Consider the following 23,631-nt stretch of genomic DNA (forward strand, 5'->3'; position numbering starts at 1 on the left):
AGGTTCATCCTCTCCCTTCTATTTTATCACAATTCAAAAAAGTCACCTCAGTCTGAGGATGGAAAAAAAGGCGGTGGTTACGCCTTTTTCATCTGATCCTTTGCTTCTTTTAATTTTCCATAAAGAAGATAGTCTACTTTTTGTAGATCTGCTATGGTGGCACAGTTAAGGGCACACATGATCAAGCGTAGATCTGCTTTCCAGCCTTGGACAATGCCAATCACTTCTTCAATTGAATAGGTTTCAATCAATTCCAGAATTGTTCGAGACAGTCCTACAGCCTTGGCACCAAAGACCAAACACTTAATCATATCCAGCGGATTCCGAACGCCACCACTGACCAAGAGTTCAACCTTGTCTTTCCAGTCTTGGGCATTGATAAGGGCCTGCATAGTAGATTGCCCCCATTGATTGAGGTAGTCACGTTGACCACTGCGACGGTTTTCGATATAGGCAAAGCTGGTACCGCCACGACCTGATAGGTCAACAGTTCGAACACCCAATCCATAGGCTCTCTCGATGGTCTTCACATCCATTCCAAAGCCCACTTCCTTTAGGACAATAGGAACAGGGATTTGCTTGCTATAGTCTGCCAGATGCGATTGCCAGCTTCTGAACTTCCTTTCTCCCTCAAGCATGAGCAATTCCTGCATGACGTTGACATGGACTTGCAAGAGAAGAGGATTCATCTCTTCTACAGTCTGAAGTCCTAACTCGACAGGCTTGTCCAATCCAATATTGGTTCCAAGAAGGAGATTTGGATGACTAGACTTGACAGAAAAAGAGGCATCTGATGGATCTTTGAGAGCCGCACTATAAGAGCCCGTTACAAATAAAATCCCACAGGCTTCCGCCACCTGAGCCAGCTTTTGATTTATTTCTCTTCCCTTATCGCTTCCACCTGTCATGGCATTGATATAAAAAGGAAAATCCCACTTTCGACCCGCAAATTCTGTAGACAAATCAATCTCACCCAGGTCATAAAGAGGCAGGGAAGAATGAATCAACTCCACCTCATCAAAGCTATTATAGGAACTTTTCTGCTCAAGGGCATAGCGGATATGCTCGTCCTTACGATTTGTCGTCATGTCCTATCCTTTCTTGGTATAAGAGCTCAATCCCCAGATCGGCCCAACGGTTTTTTAGGGTTTCAGTTGATTGCTCATCAAAACTCAAGGCAATACCACAATCACCACCACCAGCGCCACTACTCTTGGCAACAGCCTGCAAATCTTGACTGGCTTCTTTCAGCTGTCTAAGCGAAGGCGTGTAAATATCTGCGCTCAAGCCTTCTAAGAGCTTGCTGGCTACTTCTACTTGCTCGATCACTTTTTCGGCTTTTCCTTGCTCCAAGGATTCTACCAAAGTAGCTACCATTGCTTTTGAGGAACTTAAAAAATTCTGATTGATGTTTTGCTTGATTTGCTGGACCATGTGACTCGATACAGCCACTTCCTTGGTCCATCCCACTAGGAAATCACATTCTAGGGCAGGTTGTACGTGTGAGATTGAAAAGCCCCAATCACGCTCTAAAACAGTCGCTAAGTTTTCTTCTTCCAACCAAGTAGCCACCTTCTGGCGATTAAATGACTGGTAAAGAACCAATTCCTCTGCCACAATACAGGCAAGGTCCCCCATAGAACCATTGTCTCCGCGCTTGAGCAAGACAGCACTAGCCAGCTTGAATAAGAGGCCCTGATTAACAGAAAGATTATATAGAGCTAGCAGAGCTTTGACAACCAAGACAACGACGCTGCCACTAGAACCTAAACCAAACTTTTTCCCTTCTCGTTCCATTTTTCCTCGGATTTCTAGAGAAAAAGGTTTTAAAGTTTGACCTCGATAAATCAGGAAATCTTCCACTAAAGCAATCGTTTCTTGAATCAAGCTGTAGTCAGGATTCGGCGTCAAATCCACTGCGAAACCAAACATATCTGAGTAGATACGGTAACTATCAGAAAAAGCAATCTCGCCCTTCATATAGATGGGAATGGCCTTTATCAAGGCCAACTGCCCTGGTTCTAGAATAGCATATTCACCTGCCCAATAGAGTTTTCCGCAAGTTTTAACAGCAATCATCTTGGCTCAAATCCTTTGTTTTTGACACAATCAAGCGGTAACGCTGACCGAAGATTTCTGATAAATGCTCCAAGTCTTTCTCTTGACATAGGACCTTGACATTGGGACCTGCATCCATGGTAAAGTAGCAGGATTCTCCTTGCTCGCGAAGCTGACGGACAAAGTCCATGGCTTCATAGCTTGCATCGGTCAGATAAGAAAAGGCTGGTGATGCTGTTTTGGTCGTAGCGTGCATAGCCAGGGCATTTTTCTCCGTTAATTCCCCAACCTTGGCAAAGTCATTCTCTTTGAGATAAAGCAGCATATCCTGATAATCCTTCTCAGACTGACACACCCAGTCATCAAAGGTCGTCGAGGTTTCCACACAAAGTTTCATCCCGTCACGGCTAGAGATTGGTTTTTTCTTATCCTCTAGCACCAACATAATCATAGCTAGTTTCAGGTCTGTCTCTACCGGGTAAATTTCTCCGCTATCCTTGTCCCAGGCACCGAGTGGTCCATAAAAACTCCGAGAAGAAGAGCCTGAAGCAAACTTGGCTTCCTGTGCCAACTGACTTCTATCCAATCCAAGCTTGAAATAAGCATTGCAAGCTTTGACCAAGGCGGACAAACCGCTAGAACTTGAGGACAAGCCTGCTGCGGTAGGCATATTGTTCTGAGTATCAATACGGACAAAGCCCTCACCTTCTGGACGGTAACGGTCGATAATCTTGCTCATCTTGGCATGCTCCGCCTCATTTTGTAGTTGACCATTGATATAAAAGGCATCAGCTATTGCATCCGTCGGAAGAGATGACAAGGTTGTCTCTGTGTACATATTCTCCAAAGTCAAAGAAATACTGCTTGTAGCAGGCACCATCTCTTTTTCTTTTTTCTTTCCCCAATATTTGATAATAGCAATATTTGCGTAGGAACGTACTGTTACAGGTTCTCTATCCATGTCTGAACAGCTCCTTTCTCTTCTAATCTTTCAGCTAGTTCTTGAGCTTGTGTCAAATCGGCTGCCAAGGCTATGATACAGCCTCCTAGCCCACCACCGCTCATCTTGGACCCCAGAGCACCATGGCTAAGAGCCGTTTCAACTAAAGAATCTGCCTCAGGGCTACTGACACCAATTTCTTTTAGATGTAAATGCGCTTGACTAAGGATTTGTCCCAGTCCTTCAGCATCTTTTTGTGAAATCGCTTCTTCTGCTTGCTGGGTCAATTCTCCCAGGGCATGCAAAAACTGCAGGGCATCCTTGCCCTTGTTTTGAACCACTTGGATGGCTTCACGAGTATGACCATAAACGCCCGTATCTGCAATCACCAAATATGCGGATAGATTCATCTCAAGCTCTGTAAATCCTACGTTCTTAATAAAGCGAATAGGCTGGTCACTGAGACAGGTCTTAGCATCCAAACCACTCGGATTCATATGGGCAATCATCTCAGCCCGATTGACCAAGATTTCTAGTACATCATGAGGCAGATCAGCCTGATAGTAGTCAAAAACCGCACGAATGGCCGCTATGCTGATAGCCGCTGACGAACCCATTCCCCGTTTTTCAGGGATAGCCGAGTCAATCTCACAGCGAATGCAGGCTTCTTTGATATCCAAATACTCCAGCGAAGCATAAACTGCCATGGACAAGGTATCCTCCTCATAGAGACGCCAAGGACTCGCTGCAGGAACTACCTTACAAGTTACCACCACCTCCAAAAGAGGCAGGGAAATGGCAGGATAACCGTAAACGACCGCATGCTCCCCTATTAAAATTATTTTACTATGTGCCTGACCGACACCCACTTTTTTTGTCATGTTTTCCTTTTAGCTAGACGGAAAGACCGTCTCATACTCAATGAAAATCAAAAGGCAAACTAGGAAGCTAGCCGCAGGCTGTACTTGAGTACGGTAAGGCGACGCTGACGTGGTTTGAATTTGATTTTCGAAGAGTATTATTTTTTCCTACAAGTATTTATTTTCTCCTATCTATTTTATTATATTTTCACAAAAAAAGCGATTGTTTCCATTCACAATCGCCTCTTTCATTATTGAACCCATTCGCCATTATAATTGACAGAATAGCCATCTACAGTCGTATTCACTGCTAAAGCACCTGAGCTATAAGCGTAGTACCATTTACTGCCGACCTGGAACCAGCCAGTGACCATAGCTCCTGATGAACGAAGATAGTACCACTTGTTACCAAGGTATTGCCATCCAGTTTTCATATCACCATTTGACTGGTCTAAATAATACCAAGTTGAGCCTTCCTGATACCAACCAGTTGCCATGGCACCTGATGAACGGAGGTAGTACCACTTATTGCCAAGTTGTTCCCAACCAGTTTGCATTGCAGCACTTGTTGGATCTAGATAGTACCAAGTTGAGTTATCATTGATCCAGCCTGTACATCTTTCACCACCAAAGTAGTCTTTCCCTAAGTAAGCTGTTTTTACTAGGTAATACCAGTTGGATTGATCATAAAGCCAACCTGTTTTTAAAGAATGGTCTTGAGCAAAGTAATAATTTGCTAATTTAAGAACTTCTGGGCCTTCAAAGCCCTCACCATGTTTTTTACCAACATTTAACGAATCCTTAACTTCTAATTGTTTCCATCCAACAAATTCTTGTAGGACACCATCTTGTCCAAAGTAGTACCACTTCGGTTGAAGGGCAATTTCAAAAACTGGTCGATTATCAAATAAATCATCACGATAACCTGTCCCAGGGATTTCTAAGTATTGCCAACCAACTACCATTTCTCCACTATCACCAAAATAGTAGGTTTTACCGTCTATTTTATGCCAATAGATTGCTTTATGGTCATCTTTTATATAATATTTTCTATTATCTTTATCAACAAACTGTCCACCTATAGTATCCGCCAATACTGCACTTGTTGCCAGTAAGCTAAAGAAAAAAACTGATAATGCAATTTGCATCAATTTTTTTATGATTTTCATTAGACCTATCCTCCATAACTGATTGTAGCAAAGATTCAATTACATGTCAATATATAGAATTTCCTCAAAAAAGCAGTTACAAAACTGCAACTGCTTTTCTATTCTTGCATGGTGTAACCGACACCACGCACGGTTTTAATGTAGCTTTTCTGACCTTTTACATCCAGCTTGCTACGTAGATAACGGATATAGACATCCACGATATTCGTTTCGGTCGCACTTTCATACTTCCAGACACTTTCCAACAACTGCTCACGAGTCAGAACTTTCTTGCTTCCCATAAGAGTAGCCAAAAGGTCATACTCACGACGAGTCAGAGCAATCATCTCCTCGCCACGATAAACGGTATGATGTTCTACATCCATACGCAAATTGCGGTAAGATGTTGGAACCTTCATCTGACTACAGTGTTGGTCGATGAAGTCCCGACCTCGGAAAATCGCTGAAATACGAGCTACCAGATTATCAATAATTACTGGCTTATAGATGTAAGAAACGGCAAAGCGTTGGATTGTCTCAAGCTGGTCTTGCAATTCTTCACGATGATCCAAGACCATGATGACTGAAGCTGGCTTAGTCCGACTCAGCCTATCTGCAAAATCCTGGGCTGTCATATCCCCCAGACGAGCATTCAATAAAATCAAGTCATAGTCTGTCTGAAGAGCCATGGAGAGGGCTTTTTGCCCCTCCTCAACCTGATCAACTCGGTATTGCTCTTTTTGGAGTTCCAAACTTAAAAAATGAGCTAGATTTCGTTCTTTCTCAAGTAATAAAATCCGTTTCCCCATGGCAGACCTACTTATTTTTCGTCATACCAAGAGTAGTGGAAGGTTCCTTCTTTGTCTTTACGTTGGTAAGTGTGGGCACCAAAGTAGTCACGTTGCGCTTGAATCAAGTTAGCTGGAAGGTCAGCTGAACGGTAGCTATCATAGTAAGTAATAGCTGCTGAGAAGGTTGGCACTGGTACACCAGCTTGAACAGCAAGAGCTACGATATCACGCACTGCTTGTTGGTACTTAGCAGTAACATCCAAGAAGTATTCATCCAAAAGAAGGTTCGCAAGGTCTGCATCACGGTTGTAAGCATCTGTAATCTTTTGCAAGAAACGAGAACGGATGATACAGCCATCACGCCAGATAGATGCGATGTCTGCAAATGGCAAGTTCCAGTTATTTTCTTTAGAAGCTACACGCAATTGCGCAAAACCTTGTGCGTATGAAATGATTTTTGAGAAGTAAAGGGCTTGACGGATCTTTTCAATCAACTCAGCCTTGTCTCCTTCAAATTTGAAGGCAGCTGGTTTCGGAAGAACATTGCTAGCATGCACACGTTCTTCTTTGTAAGTAGAGATGTAACGTGCAAATACTGACTCAGTAATGAGTGACAATGGCACACCAAGGTCAAGTGATGATTGGCTAGTCCATTTACCAGTTCCCTTGTTACCTGCAGCATCAAGGATGTAGTCTACGATTGGTCCGTCTTGGCCTTCATCGTCTTTACGGCTCAAGATATCAGCTGTGATTTCGATCAAGTAGCTGTCCAATTCACCCTTGTTCCACTCAGTAAAGATTTCAGCCATATCTTCTGCAGAAAGGCCAAGCAAGTGTTGCATCAAGTCATAGCTTTCTGCGATCAATTGCATGTCACCATACTCGATACCGTTGTGAACCATTTTCACATAGTGACCAGCTCCATCAGGACCGATGTAAGTCACACATGGTTTGCCATCTTCTGGTGCTTTAGCTGAGATTTCTTCAAGAACATCCGCAACCAATTCGTAGGCTTCTTTTTGTCCACCAGGCATGATAGAAGGACCTTCAAGGGCACCTTTCTCACCACCAGAAACCCCAGTACCGATAAAGTTGATACCTGAGTTTGCCAATTCTTCATTACGACGGATGGTATCTTTGTAGAAAGTGTTTCCTCCGTCAATCAAGATATCACCCTTGTCAAGGTGTGGAAGAAGGGCTTGGATAGTAGCATCTGTACCAGGTCCAGCTTGAACCATGAGCATGATACGACGAGGTTTTTCGATTGAGTTTACAAAACTTTCAACATCATAGCTTGGTACAAAGTTCTTTTCAGGATGGCAAGCAATCACATCTTCAGTTTTTTCTTTACTACGGTTGTAGATAGCAACTGTGTAACCACGAGATTCAATATTAAGGGCAAGGTTACGACCCATTACGGCCATACCAACGACACCAAAGTTAGCTTTTGTCATTTGACACTCCTCTTGTTTAATTTGTTTTATTTTATCATTTTTACTTTTGAAAAGAAAGAATTTTGTAACGACTGCTTAGTAGTCCAAGTCATCCGCATGTCCAGAACCATTTCCAACAAAGTATCCTGTCTTACAGTTAAGGGTAAAGAGATAGGTTCCATCTGGCTTGTAGAGGTTGTAATAACCATTGCCATTAACGATATTGACACGTTCGAGGATGTATTGGTTGCCAGTGATATAGCCACGTGAACGTGAAGTCGCTAGAATTTGTTCCAAAACGCCATCAGCGAAATCCCAAGCAGAGTTATTACTGTCATCAATAGCAGACTGATTGTAAGAAACACGACTGGCACTTCTTTGAACAGCAACTCCTGCACTTGATACGCCCATATTGACTTCACTACGAGAACTTCTAGTCTCCGTTGATGCAGAGTTTGAGCTACTTGGGCTTGTCTCACTAGCTGTATTTTCACTTGCTTTACTAGAGCTTGAGCTGCTAGATTCAGTTGAACTTGAAGTACTTGTTTGCTGGCTCTTTCCTAGACTGATAGCCTTATCTAGCAATTTATCTAGCTCCGTATTTCCAGTTTTAATATCTGTAAATTTGGCATCCGATTTAGCTTTAGCATTGGTATCCAAGACACCATCCACAATAGCTGGCTTCTCAAATTGAGCATTGACATCTTGAATGGCCTTGATTTGAGTTGCTAGACTATCATACTTAGATTTTGCAAGCGTATGTTCACGACTACCTTCTAGCTTATCAAGCAAGGTCTTGAGTTGACTCAACTTATCAAACTGGCTATTCTTCAAAGCCGTTTTGTTGCTATCTGTATAGAAGGCATCATATAAATTATTGAATTCTTCCGCATCTGACTGCGTATTTGTAGTTGATTGAGAAGTTTGGATTTCCTTGGTCGAACGAGCCACTTGACGATAAACATAATAACCAGTTCCAAGGATAAGAACCACTAAGGCTGCTAGAATACCGTAAAGCACCCATTTCTTCTTACTTTTTCCATCTTCACTATCTGTGACTCGAGAACGCGTGAGAGCCTCTTCCGTTCCAACTAATGGTACCTCTTCCTTCTCAAATTCTTCGACAAGAGGAGCTTCTGAAACTCGTGTTAATTCTAAATCATCAAACTGACGCAATTCATCTTCTGGAGCTGGAGAAGTTACTCCTGTTTCCTCACGAAGCTCTTGAAGCAAATTATCCAGAGTCTGAGTCTCCTCTACCTCTTCTTTTTCAACTAAATCATCCTTGCTAAACTGACGTGTTTCAAACTTATCTGCCTCAATTTCATCTTTATGTTGTTTCACATACTTGTCCAAGATAGAATCTTCAGGCAAGACTCCTGCTTCCACTTCTTCATTTTTACGAATAGCTTGACCAACTGTTAACTCTTTTGCTTCATCAAAATCAAATCGCGGTTCTTGGTTTTCTTTTTTATGACGATTCCGTCTTTTCTTACTCATGAGTTTTCCTTCCTACTTTACTTCCTGACGTTTAACACGCTGACCAAAATATTGATACAAATCAACTTTTAAAGTTCCGTTGTACAACTTACGTTTCTTATCCGCCTGACTACCGTACTTGGTCTCAAAGGCTTCATCACTGGTTAAGATAAACTTGCTCCACGTTTTCAGAGGAGCAAATACTTGACCCATCTCAGCATAAAGCTTGGTAACCCCTGCATCATCTGACAAGCGTTCACCATAAGGTGGGTTAGAGATAATCACTCCATTTATTTTATCAGAACGCAAATCCTGCACGCGCATCTGCTTAAAGGTAATATCTCCTACAACACCTGCTGCCTGAGCATTGGCCTTAGCAATTTCCACCATACGTGCATCGATATCACAGCCCATGATATCTAGCTCAAGCTCACGATCCACTTTCTTAGCTGCTTCTGTGCGAACTTCTTGAATCAAGCGATCGCTAATCCAGTTCCATTCCTCAAAGGCAAAGGAGCGACGCAGACCTGGAGCCATCTTTCTGGCAATCATAACTGCCTCGATACAGAAAGTTCCTGAACCACAGGTTGGATCAATCAAGGGCTTGTCTGGATACCAGTTAGAGAGTTGCAAAATAGCTGCTGCCATATTTTCCTTTATGGGAGCGCCACCTTTTTCCGTACGATAACCACGTTTAAAGAGGCTAGTCCCTGTCGTATCAATCATGACAGTTGCTATGTCTTTAAGAATAGAGACCTCAATTTTAAACTCTGGACCAGTTTCCATCAGAGGAACTCCTTCTGGACGGGCGTAGTGTTTCTGCAATTTCTTGACAACGGCCTTCTTTGAAATAGCCTGAACACTGGGTTCATTGTGTAATTTAGATTTCACACATTTAGCTTTTGAAATTGGGAACCGAGCTCCAAGCGGTAAATAATTTTCCCAATCTAAGGCGAAAACTCCTTGAAAGAGCTCCTCAAAAGTCTTAGCTGGGAACGTTCCTACGATAATTTTGATACGGTCTGCTGCCCGAAGCCAGAGGTTGGTTTCGATAATGGCTCTCACATCTCCTTGAAAACGAACACGTCCATTTTCAACCTGACAATCGTAGCCAAGCTCTCGCACTTCACGTCCCACAACAGCCTCAAGACCCGCCGCAGCAGTAGCGATTAAATTAAATTCTTTTTTCATTTTCAGTCTTATAAGACCTTTCTATATGTCCACTTTAAAAAATGAGGTTGAGAAAGTTTTCTCAGCCCCAACCTATATGCAATTTTCTATAAGCCATGTTTTGTTCCAGAAGCGACTAGGACCACTTCCTTCGATAATCATCTGTCTACCACTAACAGCCTACAGCTGGTAGCAGTCAGAGCACTACGTTCGTTTCCGTGTACTCCATGCCCCGACCAAAATTTGGGTTGCTAGCTTGAGGGGTTTACCGCGTTCCACTCTCTCCGTTTCCAGAAAGACTCCGTCACTGTGGCACTTTCAAGCCTACTCTGGCCTATCCAAGAACTTAGCCATTTCAACTGCCGTAACGATTTCTCGTCCCTAGGCTTATGGTTTCGCCTAGCACAAACACTACAGGCATCACAGCCTGTGCTAGCATGGACTTTCCTCATGAAAAGAAATTCTCCTCACGCGATTATCCAAAAATTGCACTTTTCAAATAAGCTCTTATAAATCAGAGTTATCCAAAATTTGTTTCCCAAATACTTCTTTCTCAAGACGATTCAAACGTTTCAAAATATCAAAATTCGTCATAGAGCTTGTAGTTGCCGCTTCAAGAGATTCTGCTTGAACTGGTGAAGCCTTCGGTTTACGAGACAATTCTTCCTTCAACTCTGCAATTTCTTGACGGAGAGACTTGACTAAGGCAGCATAAGTTTCATAGTCCTTGATGACATCGTCCAAAAATTCATCAACTTCAACCTTACTATACCCACGGACTTCACGTCCAAACTCTTGCTCGAAAATATCTTTCGCTGAAAAAATAATACCTGCCATCTCTCTCTCCATTCTCGGTTTCTAATAGTATTATTATATAAAAAAAGGCAAACAAAAATCAAGGTCAAAGGCTTACTTTTCAGAAAAATTTTCTACTAACTCATTTAAGTCTTCAAACGTTAACCTTTTTATGCGATAACCTTCCTGATTTTTCATCAAATTGTCTATAAATTTTAATTTGGTCTCATTTTCTGGGTCATAGAAAAAATAAGCTAAATCAGTATTTTCCAGCAAAAATCGTTGGTAGTCTCGTAGTTGCCCCATATGTTCATATTTAGGATAGGCATATTTGACAAAATCGACCTGCTTAAATTGGCTCAGTTTCATCTGATTGCCTTCATTCCAATTTTCCCCATGGGTTTCAAAAGCAAAAATGGTGGCCAACTGGAAACCGTATTCGGTCTTCATTTCCTGAGCAACCTCTAAAACCCAATATTCAAAGCCCAAAGTCCCTGTAAATACAAGCCAAGTCACCCCATCTTCTGCCATAGCTTCTAAATCCCTACGTATCGCTTTTTTAATCAATTTAAGACGAGGATCCTTGTCAGAAAACAAACCCAAGTCAAAATTAGAATATCCCATAATTAAAGCTGTAGTCATTTTTACACCTTTCTTTCTATTTTTATGGTATAATAGAGTGATGTTATTGTACCAATAAGGAGAAATATGGTCAACTATCCTCATAAAATTTCATCAAAAAAAAGCCAAACATCCATTTCTCAACCAAAAAATTTCGCAAATCGAGGAATGACTTTTGAAAAGATGATCAACGCCACAAACGACTACTATCTTACGCATGGCATGGCAGTTATCCATAAAAAGCCAACGCCTGTTCAGATTGTTCGAGTAGACTATCCTCAACGTAGTCGAGCCAAAATTGTAGAAGCCTATTTTAGACAAGCTTCCACAACAGATTACTCTGGCGTGTATAGAGGACATTACATTGACTTTGAAGCCAAGGAAACACGACAAAAGAATGCTATTCCAATGAAAAACTTCCATCTTCACCAGATTCAACATATGGAACAAGTTCTAAAACAGCAGGGGATTTGCTTCGTACTACTTCATTTTTCTTCTCAACAAGAAACTTATTTGTTGCCGGCACTTGATTTGATTCGCTTTTATCATCAAGATAAGGGCCAAAAATCAATGCCACTTGGATATATCAAAGAATACGGATATTTAGTAAATCAAGGAGCTTTCCCTCAAATTCCCTATCTCGATATTATCAAAGAACATTTACTAGGTGGTAAAACAAGATGAATAAACAAACTATTCTGCGATTCTTAAAGTATATTGGAATTACATTTCTTACCTTATTTATCGCATTATTTCTATTAGGTGGAGGTGCCTTCCTCTACTTTGTTAGCAAGGCTCCAGCCTTATCTGAAAGTAAATTAGTTGCGACAACCTCTAGCAAGATTTATGACAACAAAAACGAACTGATTGCTGACCTTGGATCTGAACGTCGCGTAAATGCTCAGGCAAATGAAATTCCTACTGACTTAGTCAAGGCAATTGTGTCTATCGAAGACCACCGTTTCTTTGACCATAGAGGTGTTGATACTATTCGTATCATGGGGGCAGCATTAAGAAATCTACAAGGAGGAGGTCTACAAGGTGCCTCAACCTTGACACAACAATTAATTAAATTGACTTATTTTTCTACTTCAACTGCTGATCAAACCTTGTCACGTAAAGCTCAAGAAGCTTGGCTAGCCGTTCAACTAGAGCAAAAAGCAACCAAGCAAGAAATCCTGACCTATTACATCAATAAAGTCTACATGTCCAACGGTAACTATGGAATGCAAACCGCAGCCCAAAATTACTATGGAAAAGACTTGAAGGACTTAAGCTTGCCACAGTTAGCACTCTTGGCTGGAATGCCTCAAGCTCCAAACCAATATGATCCTTATTCCCATCCAGAAGCTGCTCTAGAGCGTCGTAACTTGGTACTTTCAGAAATGAAAGGGCAAAAATACATTAGTGCAGAAGATTATGAAAAAGCTATTAATACTCCCGTCACTGACGGTCTCCAAAGTTTGAAGTCAGCCAATAGTTATCCAGCTTATATGGACAACTACCTCAAAGAAGTAATCGACCAAGTTGAACAAGAAACTGGTTACAACCTTCTTACTACAGGTATGGAAGTCTATACTAATGTCGACAAAGATGTTCAGCAGCGACTTTGGGATGTTTATAACACAGATGAGTATGTCGCTTATCCAGATGATGAACTTCAAGTAGCTTCTACTATCGTTGATGTAACAAATGGTAAAGTCATTGCTCAGTTAGGTGCCCGTCACCAATCAAGTAATGTATCTTTCGGAATCAACCAAGCCGTTGAAACCAACCGTGACTGGGGTTCTACTATGAAACCAATCACTGACTATGCTCCCGCTTTAGAATATGGAGTCTATGACTCTACTGCAACTATAGTACATGATGTTCCTTATAACTATCCAGGTACTGATACTCCCGTCTACAACTGGGATAAAGGCTACTTTGGAAACATTACAATCCAGTATGCACTTCAACAGTCACGTAATGTCACAGCCGTTGAAACTTTGAATAAGGTCGGTCTAGATAGAGCTAAAACTTTCCTAAATGGCTTAGGTATCAATTATCCAAGCATCCACTATGCAAACGCCATTTCAAGTAATACAACTGAATCTAACAAACAATACGGTGCAAGCAGTGAAAAAATGGCTGCTGCTTATGCTGCCTTTGCCAACGGTGGAATTTACCACAAACCCATGTATATCAATAAGGTCGTCTTCAGTGACGGTAGTGAAAAAGAATTTTCAGATGCTGGTACACGAGCTATGAAAGAAACAACTGCTTACATGATGACCGAAATGATGAAAACCGTCTTGGCATACGGAACTGGTCGTGGAGCCTATCTCCCATGGTTAGCGCAAGCTGGTAAGACAGGTACTTCTAACTACACAGATGATGAAATTGAGAAACACATCAAGAACACTGGCTATGTAGCTCCAGATGAAATGTTTGTTGGTTATACTCGTAAGTATTCTATGGCTGTATGGACAGGTTATTCGAATCGTTTAACTCCTATCGTTGGAGATGGTTTCCTAGTTGCAGCTAAAGTTTATCGCTCAATGATAACGTATCTATCAGAAGATACTCATCCAGAAGACTGGACGATGCCAGACGGACTTTTCAGAAACGGGGAATTTGTATTCAAAAATGGAGCTCGCCCAATATGGACTGAATCCTCTACTCAACAATCCTCAACAGCTGAAAGTTCAACTACACAGGCAAGTACTACGGTTGGTCAACAACCCAATAATGCTCCAGCAACTGATCCTAATCAAGGACAAGCTGGTCAGGCTGTTCAGCCGACACAACCAGTACAACCAACACCACAAAATCCACAAGTTCAACAGCAACCACAACAGTAAGATAAAAGAAAATTCTGAGAATAAAGGCTCAGGATTTTTTCTTCAACAAAATAGGATCTATCATATCTAAAAGCGATGATCGGCACCAATTCATTTTCGATAAACCAAAAGAAGTTAGCGAATAACTAACTTCTTTTTATCTTATTTCACATGTTTTGCGAGCTCTTCTTGCGCTTTTTTATTGGATTCTTCTTTTTCTTTCATCCATTTATCTTGAGCTTTTTGATATTCATCTGCTGTGACTGCCTTGTCTTGAAGTTCAAGGTATTTGTACAAGAGTGGCTCACTTGTACCTTTATTTCCTGACAATGCAAATGGTATTGTAAATGGTACCATCTTAGACAAGATTGGACGTCCTGTACGAGATGTAGTTGGAATAATCAAAGCGCTATCTGTCAACCAAGCTTGGGCTGCAGCGTATTTATCATATCGTTTAGAAACATCTGTAGCCTCATCACCAGCTTCTGTAACCAATTTTTCGTAGTCATATAGACCTACTTTTTTAGCAGCTACATTATCTTTACCTGAGTCAAACCCTAAATATGTTTTAGTACTTTCTCCTACAGATGGTTTGATAATATCAAGGTAGGTTGATGGATCGGCAAAGTCAGGACTCCAACCGACATTATCTGATAAATCCCAGTCTTCGCCAGCAGCATTTTCAGCAAAATATGTAATATTGTTTACTTCATCTTTTTGTAGTTGTTGGATATCAATAATGACATTATCAGTTCCTAAAGTTGCTTCCAAGGATTGTTTCATAGATTGGACGCGCTGAACTTTTGTAGTTGCTGTTTGGTCAACAGGCATATCTAGGTGAATTGGGAATTGGACTCCCTCAGCTTGTAGGGCTGATTTGGCTTTAGCAAATTCAGCCTTGGCTTTCTCTGGATTGTAAAGGCCATCCTGAGAATCTGCAAGATTGACATCCTTCCATTCATCCCCATAAGTGACCAATTTCTCTTTGACCATATCGCCAAAGTTTTTCCCATCTGCTTGGACAAACGTTGGTGGAACAAAGAGATTACGTAATATTTTGCTTGCTCCAGTTTCTCCATTCAACTGAGAGGCATAGGCTGTACGGTCAAATCCAAAAGCAATAGCCTGACGGAAATCCTTGTTTAAGAGAGCTTTTTTAGTAGATGTCTTTTGTTCTTCGCTGGTCTTAGATGTGTATTTATAAGATTGGCGATCAATATTTGTACCAACTATATAAGTCGTAGAGTCTTGTTGGGTATAGACAATATTGTCCTTCATCTCTTTCTCAAGCTCTGTAAAACTTGCATTTGTTGGAAAGAGACGAGCTGCCGTAAAGCTTCCATCTTTAAAGTTTTCTGCTGGTTTGCTGGTATCTTGACCATCCCAGAATGACAATTTGACCTTATCAATATGTACATTGTCCTTATCCCAGTAGTTCGGATTTTTCACAAATTCAACAGAGGATTTGGTCACAAGAGATTTCAACAAATAAGGACCGTTATACAAGAGACTATTTGGATCCGTAGCTTTGGCAAAATCATCCCCTTTTGAGTTCAAAAACTCTTCATTGACTGGCGCAAGCACACCCATGGTTATTTTAGAATTCCAAAAACTTTCCGGTTTGTTCAACGTGTATTGAATCGTTTGATCGTCAAGGGCTTTAATCCCAACTTGAGAGAAATCTTTATTTTCCCCTTTAGCGTATGCGTCCAAACCTTTAATTGAATCTTGTACCAAGTAAAGGGCTTCTGATTTCTTATCTGTTGCATATTTAAGACCTGTCACAAAGTCCTGAGCCTTAACAGGAGCATACTCTTCTCCCTCAGATGTATACCACTTGGCATCCTGACGAATCTTATAAGTATAAGTCAAGCCATCCTTAGAAACCGACCAGTCTTCTGCCAATGAAGGAATAAGGTTTCCATACTTATCATTTTCAAGCAATCCGTCAATCACATTACTAGTAATATCAGATGTTGAAGCTTTGCCAGTTGTTAAATAATTAAGATTATCAGGATCTTTCTCGTATGTAAATGCAAAGGTCTGCTCACCTTTAGCGCCTGAGCCCCCAGAACAAGCAGCTAAAACACCCGCTGCTAATAAAGTCACTCCCGCAAGAGCCAATACTTTTCTTGTTTTCATAGTCTTCTCCTTCGTTTTTTTATTCATTATAGACTCTTTTTCAAGTCCTGTCAATACAATTTTCAGAATTTTTGAAAATTATTTTTTAAACAATAAGGTTGTAAAAATATGAATACTATCAAAAAACCTCGACTACACTAGGTAGTCAAGGAATGATCAATCATATTGCTAAATAGCTACTGTAAACAGTTTTAGTTGTTTAATCTAACTCATTTCTTACACACTGCAAGGCTGCTCCAATTACCTGGTGCATATCGTAATAACGATAGTGTCCTAAACGGCCACCAAAGATAACATTCCCTTGCTCATCAGCCAATTTTTTATATGATTTATACAAATGATTATTACGATCATTATTTACTGGATAATAAGGCTCATCACCTTTTTCCCATGTTTTAGAATGTTCTTTAGTAATGATAGTCTTTGCTTGATTCCCAAACTCAAAATGTTTGTGTTCAATAATGCGAGTATACGGGGTATCTGCATCTGTATAGTTCACAACTGCATTTCCTTGGTAATTCTCCATATCCAAGGTCTCATTTTCAAAACGAAGACTACGGTACTCTAGTTCACCTAATTTATAATCAAAGAATTCATCAATCATACCAGTAAAGACAATCTTAGGGAAGTCCTTCATATATTGTTCTTTATTGGCAAAGAAATCAACATTTGTTTCTACATCAATGTTTTCATGATTCAACATTTTTTCAACTATTTGAGTGTATCCACCAATTGGAATCCCTTGATAGGTATCATTAAAATAGTTGTTATCATAGGTCAGGCGTACTGGCAAACGGCGAATGATAAAGGCTGGAAGTTCCGTAGTTGGCTTGCCCCACTGTTTCTCTGTATAATCTTTGATTAATTTTTCGTAGATGTCTGTACCTACAAGAGAAATAGCCTGTTCTTCCAAATTTTCAGGAGTTTTGCCATTTAAAACAGCACGTTGCTCATCAATCTTAGCCTGTGCTTCTGCTGGCGTTACAACTCCCCAAAGCTTATTGAAGGTATTCATATTAAAAGGAAGATTATAAATCTCATCCTTATAGTTTGCAACAGGGGAGTTTGTGTAACGGTTAAACTCAGCAAACTGATTTACATAGTCCCAAATCTCCTTGTCAGAAGTATGGAATATATGGGCACCATATTGATGAACTTGAATTCCTTCCTCTTCACGAGTATAGATATTACCCGCGATATGATTCCGTTTTTCAATAACTTTTACTTTTTTTCCTTTTAAGGCTGCTTCATGGGCAAAAACTGCACCAAAAAGACCAGCACCAACAACAAGATAATCGTACATAACCCCCTCCTTTTATTTTTTAACAAACTGTTGTAGCAATTGTACAAGATGGATAACTTTAATAGATGATACAATTGTATATTTTACATCTTAAATCCGTACTTCTTGTCCATAGGCTTCTGTCAAAAGGACCTTGCTTTCTTGCTTAGATTTTAAACCATCATCCACACTAAACACGATATGCGAATGAATATCAATCATTTTGTCTTATTTTCCTTCCATCACATCATTGATTGCAGCCTTGACTGACTCTAAACTGCTATCACTTATCTCCATCATGTAAAGGTTGCTATCAGGCATGGCATAGGATGGCAAATCCATACGCCCTGTTCCTTTAAGATCTTGCGAATTAATCTTATAAGTTCCACCACTCTCAAGTTGGGCATTGGCCAGGTTCATCATGGTTTCAAGTGGCATATTAGTTTGCACGGAATCTTGTAGACCCTTTATAATACTGTCATAATTTTTCAAAGCTTCTGTCGAAGTTAACTTTTGCAGAATTGCAACAATGACTTTTTGCTGGTTACGACCACGATCTCGGTCTCCATCTGCCAATGAATAACGCTCACGTACAAAGCTAAGAGCTTGCTCCGAGTCAAGATGAACATTCCCTACAGGATAGAACTTCCCATTTGTATGAGCAGTAAATTCTTGATCATTATGAACATCAACTCCACCGAGAAGATCTATCAATTTCAAGAAAGAAGTGAAATTCAAACGAGCGTAATAGTTCAAGTCAATACCGTAGAGATTTTCCAGTGTATGAATGGAAGCATCTACTCCATAAATCCCCGCATGGGTCAACTTATCTTTTTGGTTGTTACCACCATCTGCAATTGGAACATAGGAATCACGAGGAGTCGTTGTCAAAAGAATCTTTTTCGTTTCGCGATTCACTGTCATAATGATATTGACATCCGAACGAGAAACCGAACTGATTGGACCGTAAGTATCAATTCCACTGATATAAACATTGAAACTGTCACCCTTGACATCTTTTGGAGTTTCAACCGTCTTGGTTAATTCTTTGGTATAGATTTTCTTAATTTTTGAAGCATAGTCAGGATATTCTGATTCGATAATGTTTTCAAAGACACTGTTTAGAATGATTGCCTTTGTATCGCCAGCTAACAAGCTCTTATAGGCCGCAAGATAGGATCTGCTTTCTTCGACTGTCAATTCCTTATTTTGACTAGCCTTAAGATCATTCATCAACTGTTGGATATTATCCTTATCCGTCCCAGTCGGCCCCGTTACACTGGTTACCTGACTGATATTATCAATTGAACTATCTGCTAATACCGCAATACTCATCGAATAATGTGAGTAGTTCGATGTCGCATTCAGGCGACTGGTAAATCCAATGAACTGCCCTACAGCAAAGAGAGAAGTTCCATTGATTAACACACCAAGCAGTAATAAAATCAGCGTTAGATTTTTAGCTTTCTTGGACCGAATTAAAAAGAAGCACAAGATGGCTAAGGCTACAATTAAGACAGCAACCACTATATTGAGATATCGGAAGGCTAGCATATTGTACTTGAAAATCAAAAACAATAAAAAGACTGCTAGTAATGCATAGATAGCTAGCAACCCCCAACTAATCAATATTTTTGTTTTACCCTTACGAGCTCGCTTCGAAGATCTACTCACGATATACCTCTATTATCAATTTTTATTTCATTTTATTATATCATAAAAAAATACACTTGCGGGGTAAATCCGCTTAGGTAAGGCATTTTAATCTTCTTTCCGAAACATTCTTTTTGACTTGCAACCAATTACATCAATAAATTTACTATATAAACATCAAAACAAGGTCCCTTACGGAACCTCGCTCATCTATTTGACATGATTTTCTGCTTCTTTTTGAGCTTTTTCGATTGCTTTTTTACTTTCTTGCTCCCATTTAGTCTTAGCTTCTTCAAACTGTTTGATTGTCACAGTATCTTTTTGCAGTTTCATATACTTGTAGTTATTGCCATCACCCTTGATACCGACCATTGAGTACCCTCTTGTAAATGGCGTTACTTTGGTTACAGATGCTGTTCCACCACTTGACATGGCTGACATAATCAGAGAATTGTCAATCATCCAAGCCTGTGCTTCAGCATATTTTTCATAGCGTTTTGCTACATCTTTATTTTCACTATCTGCATCTTTGAGCATCTTGGTGTAAGTATCAAGCCCCAAGCTAGCAATCTTAGCTTTATCTTCTTGAGCATCTAGACCAAAAATTTTGAGGTAGAATCCATCCTCTGCATTGAAAGGATTGAGATAAGTTGATGGATCCTGATAGTCACCTACCCAACCATCAAAGCTCAAATCATAGTCTCGATCAGCTGGTGTTGGTGCTAAGAAGGCTACGTTATTAAAATCATCTGTTGAAAGTTGCTGAACATCAATGACAATGTTATCAGCACCTAAAACTGACTCAAGGGTCTGCTTAACTGAGTTCATGCCTGTCACAGCATTTTTACTTGTTTGATCAACAGCTACATCCAAGTGAATAGGGAAAGTCACACCTTGACTTGCCAATTCTTTTTTAGCTTCCGCAAATTTTGCTTGGGCTTTTTCTTTGTTAAAATAGGCATCCTGAGCATCTGCCAAGTTAATACCTGACCATTCTGTGCCATAGTTGACCAATTTAGAAGCGACTACTTCTCCAAAAGTCTTGTCTCCAACTTGGACAAATGTAGGAGGTACTAGGGTGTTACGAAGGGTCTTGCTAGCCGCTTCTTCCCCATTTGACTGAGCAGAATAGGCTGTGCGGTCCAAGGCAAAGTTCACCGCTTGGCGGAAGTTCTTGTTCAAAACAGCTGTCTCAGTTGACTTCTTCTGCTCATCTGTTGTTTTAGCAGTGTGATTGTAGGCCTTACGGTTGACGTTAAAATTGAAATACCAAGAAGTCTTGTCCTGCAAGCTATAGACGATATTATCCTTATATTTCTCCTTGGTCTTAGCAAAGTTAGAACTATTTGGATAAACACCTGCGATTGAATAAGCTCCACTTTCAAAGTTACGGATGGTCAATTCTTGGTCTGAACCATCAAAATAGGCCAATTTTACGTGTTCAATCGATACTTTGTCATGATCATAATAATGCGGATTTTTCACATACTCGATCGATGATTTTGATGTGAAATCTTTTAACAAATAAGGTCCGCTGTAGAGAATGCTATCTGGAGATAGGGTACCAAAATCTTTCCCTTTTGAGTTTAGAAACTCTTCATTCACTGGGAAAAGAATACTGTTGGTTGTTTTTGAGTTCCAGTAAGGTTCTGGGCGCGCCAAAGTATACTCAACAGTATGGTCATCAATGGCTTTCACTCCAACCTTAGAAAAGTCAGAATCCGCTCCTGTAATATAATCATTCAAGCCCTTGATTGAGTTTTGAATCAAGTCAATGGCCTGGGATTTATTATCCACTGCGTATTTGATACCTGTCACAAAATCTTGTGCCTTGACTGGGGCATACTCTTCACCGTCAGCCGTAAACCATTTGGCATCTTTTCTCAGTTTATAGGTATAAGTCAGACCGTCGCTTGAAACAGACCAGTCCTCTGCCAAAGATGGAACTAGGTTTCCGTGGTTGTCATTTTCAAGCAAACCATCAACTAGGTTAGTAATAATAGCTGTATTATCAGCGTAGTAGTCTAATAAGTAGTTAAATGTAGTTGGGTTTCCACTAAAGGTTGATGAGTAAGTTTTTGTATCTGAACCTGATTGTCCGCAAGCAGTTAACAGCAAGGCAGCTGCAACAGTCAGACCTGCACTAAGGATACGCTTTTTTGTAGTCATCTTCTTTCTCCTTTATGTTAGTTTTTATAACATAGGTTTATTTTACCAAAATAGTGGGAATTTGTAAAGTTAATTGAATTTCTAGAATGAAAGTTTATAAACTTTAGTCATAAAAAAACAAAGGATTTCTGTCTTTCATACAGTCCTCCCTTGTTTTTATGCGATTTATCATTTAAATATCAATGAATTAACTGATAACCTAACGAAAGCAAGAATCTCATTCACGTTATTTTATGTGCTTTTCTAAATCCTTTTGATACTGAGCATTCGATTCCAGTTTTTCCTTTTGCCACTTTTTGAAGGCCGCATCATACTCTTTAGTTGTCACAATATCATTTTGAAGTTCCATTCCTTTAAAAATAAATGGATCCCCCTTAATACCGACCTGTGAATAAGCTTTGGTAAATGGAACAGTACGACTAACCATAGGAGAGCCCCCTGAAGAAGCAACTGGAATAAGAAGTGAACTATCAGTAACCCAAGCCTGTGCTTTAGCATACTTTTCGTATCGTTTATCAAGATTACTTGTCTCAGAAGCCGCATCATCCAAGAGCTTCTTGTATTCATCCAAGCCAACTTTTGCCACAACTTCAGGATCCTTGCCCTTTGTTATACCTAGATGTTTCAAGGCAGAACCCTTCTTAGCATCTAAAATATTGAGATAGGTTGCTGGATCTTGGTAATCTGGTCCCCAACCTGTTCCGTTCAAATCATAATCTTTTTGGGTTGGAACTTTAGCTTGAGAAGTAATACTTTCCTTCTCATTATCTGTCATTTGAAGAACATCTATAATCACATTCTCCGTTCCAAGCGTTTCTTCAATTGATTGTTTTAGCGAATTGGTTTGTTGCACCGCAACTACATCTGTCTGTTCTACTGGCACATCTAGATGAATCGGGAAACTCACTCCCTTAGCTTGCAATTCTGACTTCGCTTTTTCAAATGCAGACTTGGCCTTTGTTGGATTGTAAATTGTATCCTTACCATCTGTGAGAGTCACATCTTTCCACTGTTCTCCATATTTCAGTAGTTCATCCTGAGCCAACTGTCCGAAGGTCTTCCCAGCTACTTGAACGTAATTATCTGGCACTAGACTATTACGAATAATCTTATCCGCACCCTCTTCACCGTTTAATTGAGCTGTATAGGCGTGGCGATTGAAGGCAAAATTAATTGCTTGACGGAAATTTTTATTCAGCATGGCTTCTTTTGTAGAAAGCTTTTGTCCTTCATCTGTCTTGGCTGTTTTATTATATGATTGACGATTTACGTTAAAAGTAAAGTAATAACTAGTTGCTTCCTGAGGGCTATAAATAATCTGATCTCCATATTTCTCTTTGGTAGAAGCAAAACTTGAACTATTTGGGAAAAGTCTCGCTGTATTATATGCTCCTGTAGCGAAACTACGGATAAGGGATTCTTGATCTGATCCGTCATAGAATGTTAATTTTACATTATCAATCTTGACATTTTCCTTATCCCAATAGTTAGGATTTTTTTCATATTCAATCACAGATTTAGAAATCAAAGATTTCAAAAAATATGGACCATTGTAAAGAATACTTGATGGGGTTGGCGCTCCGTAATCCTTGCCTGTTGCATTCAAAAATTCTTCATTTACAGGGAGCATGGTTGCTGTTGTTACTTTAGAGTTCCAAAAACTTTCTGGTTTATTAAGGGTATATTCTACCGTATAATCATCAAGAGCTTTAACACCTACAGTTGAAAAATCATTGGTCTCACCACTAACATAAGCCTCCAAACCTTTGATTGATTTTTCAATCAAAGAAAGACCATCTGACTTAGCATCTGCTGCATGCTTCAGACCTGTAACAAAATCCTGCGCCTTAACTTCTGCATACTCCTCTCCTTCAGAAGTATACCACTTCACCCCCTTACGAAGTTTGTAAGTGTAAGTCAAACCATCGGTTGAAACAGTCCAATCCTCTGCTAAAGACGGAACAAGATTCCCATATTTATCATTCTCTAAAAGACCATCAACAACATTACCAATCACGTCAGAAGTAGAACTTTTACTCGTAACGCTATAATCCAAGGAAGACGGATCCACTGCATAAACATAAGAAAAGCTCCTCGGGGCATCTGCTTTCTTATCACTTTTACCACAAGCTGCCAAAAGAAGGGCCGCACTCAAGGTCACTCCCGCTCCTAAGAGCCACTTTTTCGATTGCATAAATAATCTCCTTCAAAATAGTATTTTCACTATTATACCCTATTTTATTATAAAAGCAAGAGCTTTTGACAGAT

Annotated in this window: 18 protein-coding genes, 1 other RNA gene and 1 pseudogene; 2 read left to right on the forward strand and 18 right to left on the reverse strand. The window is 40.1% G+C overall.

What is annotated here, in order from left to right; genetic code table 11:
- Positions 1–77: 77 nt before the first annotated feature.
- The 12 genes from fni to QM408_RS03020 form a co-directional block, all read right to left on the reverse strand.
- The gene (gene fni, locus QM408_RS02965; RefSeq protein WP_414373549.1) at positions 78–1,088 is read right to left on the reverse strand and encodes a type 2 isopentenyl-diphosphate Delta-isomerase; all 1,011 of its coding nucleotides are present in this window, start codon (positions 1,086–1,088) and stop codon (positions 78–80) included.
- Entirely contained in the window at positions 1,072–2,079 is a 1,008-nt protein-coding gene (locus tag QM408_RS02970; protein ID WP_414373552.1) for a phosphomevalonate kinase, read from the reverse strand. Before QM408_RS02970 ends, fni begins: the two co-directional genes overlap by 17 nt.
- Positions 2,066–3,019 (reverse strand): diphosphomevalonate decarboxylase, encoded by a 954-nt coding sequence (gene mvaD, locus QM408_RS02975; protein ID WP_414373555.1) that lies wholly within the window; start codon positions 3,017–3,019, stop codon positions 2,066–2,068. Before mvaD ends, QM408_RS02970 begins: the two co-directional genes overlap by 14 nt.
- Positions 3,001–3,879: a mevalonate kinase gene (mvk, locus tag QM408_RS02980; RefSeq protein ID WP_084925916.1), complete on the reverse strand. Its 879-nt coding sequence runs from the start codon at positions 3,877–3,879 to the stop codon at positions 3,001–3,003. Before mvk ends, mvaD begins: the two co-directional genes overlap by 19 nt.
- Positions 3,880–4,109: 230 nt before the next feature.
- The gene (locus QM408_RS02985) at positions 4,110–5,027 is read right to left on the reverse strand and encodes a PspC-like choline-binding domain-containing protein (RefSeq protein ID WP_084925914.1); all 918 of its coding nucleotides are present in this window, start codon (positions 5,025–5,027) and stop codon (positions 4,110–4,112) included.
- A 98-nt stretch (positions 5,028–5,125) separates the two neighbouring features.
- Complete coding sequence (locus QM408_RS02990; protein ID WP_060627580.1) at positions 5,126–5,815, reverse strand: response regulator transcription factor; 690 nt, start codon at positions 5,813–5,815, stop codon at positions 5,126–5,128.
- Positions 5,816–5,826: 11 nt separating this feature from the next.
- On the reverse strand, positions 5,827–7,251 hold the full coding sequence (gene gndA / locus QM408_RS02995) for an NADP-dependent phosphogluconate dehydrogenase (RefSeq protein WP_084925912.1): 1,425 nt from the start codon (positions 7,249–7,251) through the stop codon (positions 5,827–5,829).
- 75 nt (positions 7,252–7,326) lie between these two features.
- Positions 7,327–8,730: a cell division site-positioning protein MapZ gene (gene mapZ, locus QM408_RS03000; protein ID WP_414373559.1), complete on the reverse strand. Its 1,404-nt coding sequence runs from the start codon at positions 8,728–8,730 to the stop codon at positions 7,327–7,329.
- 12 nt (positions 8,731–8,742) lie between these two features.
- On the reverse strand, positions 8,743–9,900 hold the full coding sequence (locus QM408_RS03005; RefSeq protein WP_084923658.1) for a THUMP domain-containing class I SAM-dependent RNA methyltransferase: 1,158 nt from the start codon (positions 9,898–9,900) through the stop codon (positions 8,743–8,745).
- Between the two features lie 84 nt (positions 9,901–9,984).
- An RNA gene (gene rnpB, locus QM408_RS03010) (RNase P RNA component class B) lies at positions 9,985–10,366 on the reverse strand.
- Between the two features lie 20 nt (positions 10,367–10,386).
- Positions 10,387–10,716, reverse strand: a complete 330-nt coding sequence (gpsB, locus tag QM408_RS03015; RefSeq protein ID WP_414368204.1) for a cell division regulator GpsB — start codon at positions 10,714–10,716, stop codon at positions 10,387–10,389.
- Between the two features lie 72 nt (positions 10,717–10,788).
- Entirely contained in the window at positions 10,789–11,316 is a 528-nt protein-coding gene (locus QM408_RS03020; RefSeq protein WP_125393566.1) for an SLOG family protein, read from the reverse strand.
- Positions 11,317–11,382: 66 nt separating this feature from the next.
- On the opposite strand from QM408_RS03020, the gene recU reads away from it, so the two are divergent.
- Both recU and pbp1a read left to right on the forward strand, forming a co-directional pair.
- On the forward strand, positions 11,383–11,979 hold the full coding sequence (gene recU / locus QM408_RS03025) for a Holliday junction resolvase RecU (protein ID WP_125393547.1): 597 nt from the start codon (positions 11,383–11,385) through the stop codon (positions 11,977–11,979).
- Entirely contained in the window at positions 11,976–14,138 is a 2,163-nt protein-coding gene (pbp1a, locus tag QM408_RS03030) for a penicillin-binding protein PBP1A (protein WP_125393548.1), read from the forward strand. The genes recU and pbp1a overlap by 4 nt, the downstream gene beginning before the upstream one ends.
- Positions 14,139–14,279: 141 nt before the next feature.
- Here the strand turns inward: pbp1a and QM408_RS03035 are convergent, their stop codons facing one another.
- The 6 genes and pseudogenes from QM408_RS03035 to QM408_RS03060 all read right to left on the reverse strand — a co-directional run bounded on the left by QM408_RS03035 (position 14,280) and on the right by QM408_RS03060 (position 23,557).
- Positions 14,280–16,259, reverse strand: a complete 1,980-nt coding sequence (locus QM408_RS03035) for a peptide ABC transporter substrate-binding protein (protein ID WP_101781614.1) — start codon at positions 16,257–16,259, stop codon at positions 14,280–14,282.
- Positions 16,260–16,458: 199 nt separating this feature from the next.
- Positions 16,459–17,562 (reverse strand): UDP-galactopyranose mutase, encoded by a 1,104-nt coding sequence (glf, locus tag QM408_RS03040; protein ID WP_084923651.1) that lies wholly within the window; start codon positions 17,560–17,562, stop codon positions 16,459–16,461.
- A gap of 96 nt (positions 17,563–17,658) precedes the next feature.
- A pseudogene (locus QM408_RS03045) lies at positions 17,659–17,763 on the reverse strand (CpsB/CapC family capsule biosynthesis tyrosine phosphatase); the annotation flags it as partial.
- A gap of 6 nt (positions 17,764–17,769) precedes the next feature.
- On the reverse strand, positions 17,770–19,215 hold the full coding sequence (gene cpsA, locus QM408_RS03050) for an LCP family glycopolymer transferase CpsA (RefSeq protein WP_084923649.1): 1,446 nt from the start codon (positions 19,213–19,215) through the stop codon (positions 17,770–17,772).
- Between the two features lie 189 nt (positions 19,216–19,404).
- On the reverse strand, positions 19,405–21,363 hold the full coding sequence (locus QM408_RS03055; protein ID WP_049544887.1) for a peptide ABC transporter substrate-binding protein: 1,959 nt from the start codon (positions 21,361–21,363) through the stop codon (positions 19,405–19,407).
- 226 nt (positions 21,364–21,589) lie between these two features.
- Positions 21,590–23,557, reverse strand: a complete 1,968-nt coding sequence (locus tag QM408_RS03060; protein WP_049544886.1) for a peptide ABC transporter substrate-binding protein — start codon at positions 23,555–23,557, stop codon at positions 21,590–21,592.
- Between the last annotated feature and the right edge of the window lie 74 nt (positions 23,558–23,631).

Source organism: Streptococcus mitis (assembly GCF_047464965.1).
Lineage (GTDB): Bacteria > Bacillota > Bacilli > Lactobacillales > Streptococcaceae > Streptococcus > Streptococcus mitis_DU.